This is a genomic window from Lishizhenia sp. (assembly GCF_033720595.1).
Lineage (GTDB): Bacteria > Bacteroidota > Bacteroidia > Flavobacteriales_D > Crocinitomicaceae > Lishizhenia.
On sequence record NZ_JAWWCF010000137.1, the window covers coordinates 1 to 8,371 of the forward strand.

Sequence of the window (8,371 nt, forward strand, 5' to 3'; positions counted from 1 at the left end):
CATATACAATTCCCAAGCTGTCATTTCTTACAAATCCTTCATCACAATTTTCATCGTCCTTACATTTTAAAATAGGCCATGTTGATTTACAGGTATGCGAGTCGCATTCAATGGCCAAACGCACGTTTTTATAGGCTTCAAAAACAGGTACAAAATGTTTGTATTGGGTTTGCATTTCTTTCTTGTGCTTCACATGTGGACGCATGGGTCTATGGTACATGGGAATAGACCAAGTATAATCTTTGTGTTTCTCAAGGTTGTTTTTCAAATACCATGTTTGTGCACCACCTTTCCAGATTTCACTGTTTAGCACAACTATGTTGACAAGACCTCCTCCAAATTGTGTAGAGTAGTAGACTCTTTTAGAAGGGACATTAAAGATATTGACCATCACTTTATTGGTTCTTTCGTGGTTACCTCTTGAAGGTACAATTGGAGTGATTCTTCCATCTTTACCTACAGTTAAGGTCCAGTCTTCAAACCATTCAAGCCATTCGTTGTGTGTATCAATGGCAGTGTAGTCTCCATCGAACAATACAGCATGAGGTTTTAGTTTCGCCACCAGTAGGTTTGCTTGTCTGCGCACTGCCGATCGCGTGCGTGAATCTCCTCCAGCAACAAAAGCCAGCGGTGTATTTGGAGTATTAGGAACCGTGTAGAAGTAATACGGAGCTGAAAAGCCATTCTTATCTTGAATAGAAAAGTAGTATCTCGTATTTGGTTGGAGGTTGGTCAATTCTACAAAGTGGTTATTCATCCCTTTGTCTTTGCGCACAATAAATCTGTCTATACAGTTTTTAGGGTTGTTTGGATCAATCGGCAAAGTGTCATAAAAAAATGTGTGAGCATCTACATTCAATTGATCCCAACCTATGGTAGCTGAAGTAGAAGCATCGCCGTAAAACATTACACGAACAAAACGGACTTCAGCCAAAGAGATAAAGCTGAAAAGGGCACTGAATATGACTAAGATATTTTTCATGTTTTAAATTTAGAAAAGACAATTGAATATAAACTTTAGCGCACAAAAAAAGTCGATGCAAAACACCGACTTTTAATATGATTATCTTTTGAGATTAATCTTCAATAACGATTTTTTCAATAGAATCTCCTTCTCTGATATCGTCAATTACGTCCATTCCTTCAACAACTTTACCGAAACATGTGTGGTTTCTATCCAAGTGTGAAGTATTTTCTCTTGAGTGACAAACGAAAAACTGAGATCCACCAGTGTTTCTTCCTGCATGAGCCATAGATAAAACTCCTCTGTCGTGGTATTGGTTGTCACCATCTAATTCACAATCAATCGTGTATCCTGGTCCACCAACTCCAGTTCCTTTTGGACATCCTCCTTGAATTACGAAATTAGGAATAACTCTGTGCCAAGTTAAACCATCGTAAAATCCTTCTTTTGCAAGTTTCACAAAGTTAGCAACTGTATTTGGAGCATCCTTTTCGTAAAACTCCACGTGCATTTCACCCTTGTTTGTTTTTATTGTCGCTTTCATATTTTTCAAATTTAGCTGCAAAGTTAAAGGAAATTTCAAAGCGTGAGCTCAGTTTGTGTAAAAGGAAGTGAAAACTGTAACCAAAACTCATTTTCACGCCTAAAATTGAAGCACTTTTATTATCTTTCATTGTCTAGAACGCTTATCGAAAGCTTCATTAAAATAGAATGAAATAAGCGGGACATTTCCATGTATTTCATGGGAACTAAATTTTTCAATTCAGAAATACAGATATTTTTGCCGCATGGAGAAACAAACCATCAACAGAGAAGAAACAAGTTTTTTTAGTGATATAGCCAATGCGCTTGTGTACAAGCAAGATACATTAAAAGAATTTATTCAAGAACCCTTTGATATAAAAGCTTTTGCACAACAAATAAAGCTGAAGAATGAAAATTACAACCATAGTTATAGGAAAACCTTACGCGATAGTTTAATCAAGCAATACGCGAATGTTTCAACACCAGATGCTGTAGTTCAAAACACTTTGTTGTTAGAAAAGAAAGATACTTTTACGATTACAACAGGGCATCAACTTAACCTGTATACAGGACCCTTGTATTTCATTTATAAAATTGTTCATGTAATCCAATTGGCAAAACGATTGAAGCAGGAATATCCAAATTATAATTTTGTACCTGTGTATTGGATGGCCTCTGAAGATCATGATTTTGCTGAAATTAACCATTTAAATTTATTCAATCAAAAAAGAGTTTGGGAGAGTGAGCAAACCGGAGCTGTTGGTCAATTTAGTTTAAATGGTTTTGAGGCGTTAAAAGAAGAGGTAAAAGCTTTGTTCGAAAACCAACCTGAAATAGCACACTTAGTAGAAGAGAGTTACGCGGAAGAGGATACTCTTGCACAGGCTACTTTGAAATTAGTGAATACGCTGTTTGGAGAAGAAGGCTTGGTGATAATAGATGCAGATGCACCGGCGTTGAAGGCTTTATACAGACCTGTTTTATTCAAAGAAATTAGAGAACAGTTCTCTGAAAAAGAGGTTCAGCAAAGTACTGAAAGATTAGTAGAAAAAGGTTATCACGGGCAAGTTCATCCTAGAGAAATTAATTTATTTTTCATGGATAACGGTAAGCGTGAACGAATTATAAAAGAAGAGGATGGTAGTTTTACCGCTGGAGAAGGTGTAGTATTTTCTGCCCTGGAATTATTAGAATTAATTGATGGGAAACCTGAACTAATTAGTCCGAATGTGGTATTGAGACCTGTGTACCAAGAATGGATACTTCCAAATTTAGTGTATGTTGGAGGTGGAGGTGAAATGGCTTATTGGCTTCAGTTAAAAGGAGTGTTTGACGCACTAGATCTTCAATATCCCCTGATTCAGGTGAGAAATAGTGTTCAGATTGTAGATGGTGTGAGTCAGAAAAAAATGGCAAAGCTCGGTTATCAGTTTCAAGATTTCTTGCAGTCGACAGATGCTTTGAAGAAAGACTTTGTATTGAATCAATCTGATGAAGAAATTAATTTTGAGGAATTGAATACTGCTTTCGATACTTTAGAAAAGTTTGTTGTACGTGATGTGATTAATGTAGATAAAGCATTGGAGAATTACGGAAAGGGTGAGTTAACTAAAATGCGTAAGCAAATTGAAAACATGCAGAGTAAGTTGATTCGTCACAAAAAGAAAAAGTACGATGACACCCTAAAGAATATAGATAGCGTGCACGACAGATTATTCCCAGGCGGAGGTTTACAGGAAAGAAAGGATAATGTTTTAGCGTACTTTTCTAAATATGGAAAAGATAACTTTTTAACCTTACTTATGGAGAACATGGATCCTTTAGAAAAAGATCTTATTGTGTTATCAGAAAACTAAGGTTGATAGGAGAGTTGTGTACTCCCGTCTTCAAATATTATGAAATGCCATCCTTTGGTGGACGTTTTGATGGATTGCCCGAGCAGGTTTGTTCGGGCAATTACTTTTTTCGCCTTTTGTTTAAACGGAATGCTTTCTGCACAAATTAGATCGGAATCGCCGTTTGCTTGAATACCAAGTAAACGATAATTGTTAGCCGGCAGTATTTGTTGGTCTTCAAAGCGGTAGGTTTTACCGGTAATAGGAGTATTAAAGGTTTCAAGTTCTACCCACTCATTGTGTATATACTTTTCTAGGGTTAGGGAGGAGTATTCGCCGGGATCTTTCAATTCAAAAGAAATTTGAATATCGGACTCAACTATGGAAAGCTCAAAGTTTAACAGCGTAATGGGTAAAATTCCAGGCACTAAATTACACCCAAAATTTTCATAACTTAAGGCTGTGCCACCTGATGCATTGAAGGTGGTGAAATCTCCATCTAATCCACTATTCAAGGTTCTGTTGTAATTTGTTTCATGTATATATTCATGGTTGAGCGTGTCTGTAAATTTGGCTTGCATATATCGTGTTCCTGAAGTGGTTAAGTTAGAGAATAGTCCATTGTTAAGCCATTTTGTGTGATTTGCATAGAGTACATAAATGGGGCCCAAGCCACACAGGTTATGCCAATATAAAGAGTTAATATCTACATCATTTCTACATATTAAAAACCGAGAATTGCTCGGGATGCTTTGTCCATATCCATCAAAAAAAAGGTTAGTACATCCAGCAGAACTGTTTAGTAATAGCGTATTCGTCGGTATATTTTCGAAGCTGTCTATTTTAACGTGGCTACTCGAAAAGGGCAGGTTGGCTGCATAAGAAAATTGAAAGTTTTTGGAATTGAAATCTAAGGCATAACTACCCGTATACCCAAAAATTAGTTCTCCGCTTCCTTCTTGTATTCCGCTGCTACACGCATTGATCAATATTCCTGTAATGTAGGGAGGCGAGCAGTTTGAAGTGTTATTTACCTCAATACTTATAGGTGTGGAGCTGAAATTGGGGAAATCGCTTTTAACCAATATTTCATAAGCACTGCTTGTAGCCAAGGCATGAGGTACGTGAACATACACCTGCGTGTCAATTGAGGTTGATTGTAAGCGATAGAGTTCTGAAGAAAATTGGTTTTGAGTACTATCTAAAAGTAGAATACTAAAGTTATTTGTGGTATCGAAAATACCAAAACTCTGAATGCTGAGTAAAACGGAATCACCTTCATCACAGTTTACACTTAAATTGTTGGAACTTATAGCGGCACTTAAAATTTGGTAGTTGAAGGAACAATGTGCAGCGCTATCTATTGTGAATTGTGAGGTACATGAACTGTTTATATTGTCTATAACTGTAAAATTATTGAGGCTATAAATTGATCCCGAAATTGACTGTATAGAGTGAATATTATTAAAGTTAAGTGAGTCGTCTAACAAACTATCGTTTTGAAAGAGTTGGTATGAGCTTGATAAATTTTGTCCTTGACATAATATGTCGAATTCTAATTTATCATCCAGTGCGTTTGAATTGCTGCCATTGTTGTTGCAGACGAAGGCGTTGAGTATGGGAGTTGAGATGTAGCAGGAATCTTTGTGAACAGCTTTCAGGTATAGGTTGTCTATTCCTATGTAATCATTATCACCATTTTGTTTAATTGATATTGTAAAGGAAAAGGTGTTGATACTGTCGGGTATGTTAAGAGTGGATGTCAGCCATCCATTTGAAGAAATATTACTGCTACCATTAATAAGGGAGATTTCTGTTGGAGTGTTATTGTCATAGGAATAGCTGTATTTAATATCATCACCATTGTCAAGTTCAACAAAGCAGTAGCGAAAACTGAAGTTTGCGTAATTGGAATTACTTAAATCAAAGGTGTCGGATATGAGGCTTTCGAAGTTATTTCCTCCACAATTACCATTTAGATCTCGTATGCCCCAAAAGTAATTTCCTGAAAAAGCTTGGGTTGTGTCTAAACAAGAGGTGGTATCCCATAGGTCCGGTAAATTGGAACAGGGTGGCGTTGAAAAATTGATGTTAGGAAAAGAACTTGCTTCAAATCCTTCGAAAAAGATTGTGTCTTGAGCAATAGAGTAGGAGCAGGGGCTTATTGAAATAGCTAGGCAGAGTTTCAAAACCCATTTGTATAAGGTTTTCATGTTAGGTAGGTTTGATTAGTAGGTTGTTAGCGTTTTAGAACGCCCAAAGAAGGTACAAAAAAAAAGCCTTGCTACAAAATGTAACAAGGCTTTCTGAATATAGAAGATTCTTATTTTCTGTCTGACATTGGAACGTAGTCTCTTTCGTTAGCTCCTGTGTAAACCTGACGAGGTCTTCCAATTGGCTCTCCGTTTTCAACCATTTCTTTCCATTGTGCGATCCATCCTGGAAGTCTACCTAATGCGAACATTACTGTAAACATTTCAGTTGGGATACCTAATGCTCTGTAGATGATTCCTGAGTAGAAGTCAACGTTAGGGTATAAACCTCTCTTCACGAAGTACTCATCTTCTAAAGCAACTTTTTCTAATTGCTTAGCGATGTCTAAGATAGGATCATCAATTCCTAATTTCTCCAATACATCATCTGCTGCTTTCTTAATGATTTTAGCACGTGGATCGAAGTTTTTGTATACTCTGTGTCCGAATCCCATTAAACGGAATGCGTCATTTTTATCTTTTGCTTTGTCAACCCATTTCTGAAGATCTCCACCGTCTTCTTGGATTTTAGTCAACATTTCAATTACCGCTTGGTTAGCTCCACCGTGAAGTGGTCCCCATAATGCAGATACACCTGCTGCGATAGAAGCGTAAAGGTTTGCTTGAGAAGAACCAACGATTCTTACTGTAGATGCTGAACAGTTTTGTTCGTGGTCTGCGTGTAAGATCAATAATTTGTTCAATGCATCAACAACAACTGGGTCTGGCGTGTAGTCTTCAGTTGGCATTCCGAACATCATGTGTAAGAAGTTCTCACAGTATCCTAATTCATTTTTAGGGTACATTGCAGGATGACGCATTGCATTTTTGTAAGACATTGCAGCCAAAGTTGGAAGTTTCGCCAACAATCTGTGGATTGTTAAATCGATAGCTTCGTAACCTCTGTTAGGGTCTTGAGACTCTGGGTAGAATGTAGAAAGTGAACAAACCATAGAAGCCAAGATACCCATTGGGTGAGCTTGTGCTGGGTACGCCTCAAAGAATTGCTTCATATCTTCGTGAACCAACGTGTGCTTCGTAATGCTGTTGTGGAAGTTCTCTAATTCGTGAGCTTGTGGTAATTCACCGTAAATAAGTAAGTAAGCAACTTCCATGAAAGATGCTTTTTCAGCCAACTGCTCAATTGGATACCCACGATATCTTAAGATTCCTTTTTCTCCATCTAAGAAAGTTATAGCACTTGATGTACTACCTGTGTTTTTAAAACCAGGATCCAAGGTAATGTACCCTGTTTCACCTCTTAATTTCTTGATGTCTATCGCTTTTTCGTTTTCACTTCCAGTGACAACTGGTAGTTCGTAAACCGTACCGTTGAGTTCTAATTTGGCTACTTCGCTCATTTTTATAATTTAATAAATTTTAAGGTTAAAATATATCGACGACTAAGATAGTAATAAACTTGATTGTTCAAAGTATTTAAGACTATCTTAAACGCGAAATAATTTATATTGTCGCAATTATTTCAATTGCATTATTAATTGTTCTGGATTCATGTATCCAATCATCTTTTTTTCTCTCGTTCCGTTGTTGTTTAAGACAACAAACGAAGGGTAACTTAAACGACCATCTAAAAGCACAGCGGCCAATTCGTGGTAACCTCTTCTTCCATTATCTACAAACTTGTATGCCGTACCAAAGAAATTGATTGAATCTCTTTCTTCACCATCAAACTTTACGGCAATGTAATCTTGATTTAAAGCCTTGATTACAGATTTGTCCTTAAAAGTTGATGCATCCATTTTTTTACACCATCCGCACCAATCTGTATATACATCCACAAAGATCATTTTGTTTTGGTCTTTAGCTAAAGAAATTCCTTCTTCCATTTCATACCAGAAAATCACACTGTCGTTGACTGGTGGTGCTGTATGAATGACTTCGTTAACATCAGCTTTTTTTTGATCCTTGATATTGGCACATGAAACCATAAAAAGTCCAAAACCAATTAAGATGTATGATAGTGCTTTCATTGTTATAAATTCTCTAAAGTGTAAGTATACATCATTTTAAAGAGATGATTACGCGTATTACCACCATAAATTCCGTGATTCTTGTTAGGGTAAATAAACAAATCAAATTGTTTATCAGCTGCCACAAGTGCATTAATAAGTTCCATTGTATTCTGATGGTGAACGTTGTCATCGTAAGCCCCGTGAATTAGGAAGTATTTCCCCTCTAACTGATCTACCATGTTTACTGGAGAGTAGTTTTCGTAACCTGTCTGATTTTCAGCAGGAGTACGCATGAATCGTTCGGTGTAAATGTTATCGTAGTATTTCCAATGTGTAACAGGAGCAACGGCAATCCCCATTTTGAAAACATCGTTTCCTTTTAACATAGAGAGCGTGGTCATTGTTCCACCGAAACTCCAACCTTGGATTCCCACTCTGTTTTCATCAACGTAGGGAAGTTGTGCAAAATTCTTGGCAGCAGCTACTAAATCATCCGATTCTAAATTACCCAATTGTAAATAAGTAGATTTTTTAAACTTCGCTCCTCTGTACATCGTCCCTCTTGTATCTACAGATACTACAATGTAACCAGATTGTGCCAAAAGTTGGTGGTACGCAAGGTTCAACCCTCCAAATTTATCCAAGACCATGTTACTTCCTGGTCCACAGTAAATGTTAAAATATACTGGATATTGTTTGCTAGAATCAAAATCAGCAGGTTTGATCATCCATGCATTTAAAGCATCTCCGTTTGCCCCCTCAAGGGTGAAGAATTCTTTTTTCTGGAAGTTGTATTGTTTTAATTCTTCTGCAAATATTGCA

7 protein-coding genes are annotated in these 8,371 nt (G+C 37.0%); 1 reads left to right on the top strand and 6 read right to left on the bottom strand.

Translation table 11 applies throughout. The features are described from left to right. Positions 1-982, bottom strand: a 982-nt coding sequence (locus R3333_RS10155; RefSeq protein WP_318958683.1) for a metallophosphoesterase family protein, incomplete at its 3' end; no start/stop codon positions are given. A 94-nt stretch (positions 983-1,076) separates the two neighbouring features. Then, a complete protein-coding gene (locus R3333_RS10160; protein WP_318958684.1) occupies positions 1,077-1,508 on the bottom strand; it encodes a peptidylprolyl isomerase in 432 nt (143 codons plus the stop codon). Positions 1,509-1,752: 244 nt separating this feature from the next. Here R3333_RS10160 and bshC point away from each other — a divergent pair, with 244 nt between their 5' ends. Then, complete coding sequence (gene bshC / locus R3333_RS10165) at positions 1,753-3,345, top strand: bacillithiol biosynthesis cysteine-adding enzyme BshC (protein WP_318958685.1); 1,593 nt, start codon at positions 1,753-1,755, stop codon at positions 3,343-3,345. Here the strand turns inward: bshC and R3333_RS10170 are convergent. The 4 genes from R3333_RS10170 to R3333_RS10185 form a co-directional block, all read right to left on the bottom strand. Then, entirely contained in the window at positions 3,342-5,537 is a 2,196-nt protein-coding gene (locus R3333_RS10170; RefSeq protein WP_318958686.1) for a hypothetical protein, read from the bottom strand. The two genes, bshC and R3333_RS10170, sit on opposite strands and share 4 nt — an antisense overlap. Positions 5,538-5,647: 110 nt before the next feature. Further along, on the bottom strand, positions 5,648-6,937 hold the full coding sequence (locus R3333_RS10175) for a citrate synthase (RefSeq protein WP_318958687.1): 1,290 nt from the start codon (positions 6,935-6,937) through the stop codon (positions 5,648-5,650). 117 nt (positions 6,938-7,054) lie between these two features. Further along, on the bottom strand, positions 7,055-7,567 hold the full coding sequence (locus R3333_RS10180; protein WP_318958688.1) for a thioredoxin family protein: 513 nt from the start codon (positions 7,565-7,567) through the stop codon (positions 7,055-7,057). 2 nt (positions 7,568-7,569) lie between these two features. Continuing rightward, positions 7,570-8,371: alpha/beta hydrolase family protein (locus R3333_RS10185; protein ID WP_318958689.1), on the bottom strand; the 802-nt coding region annotated here is incomplete at its 5' end.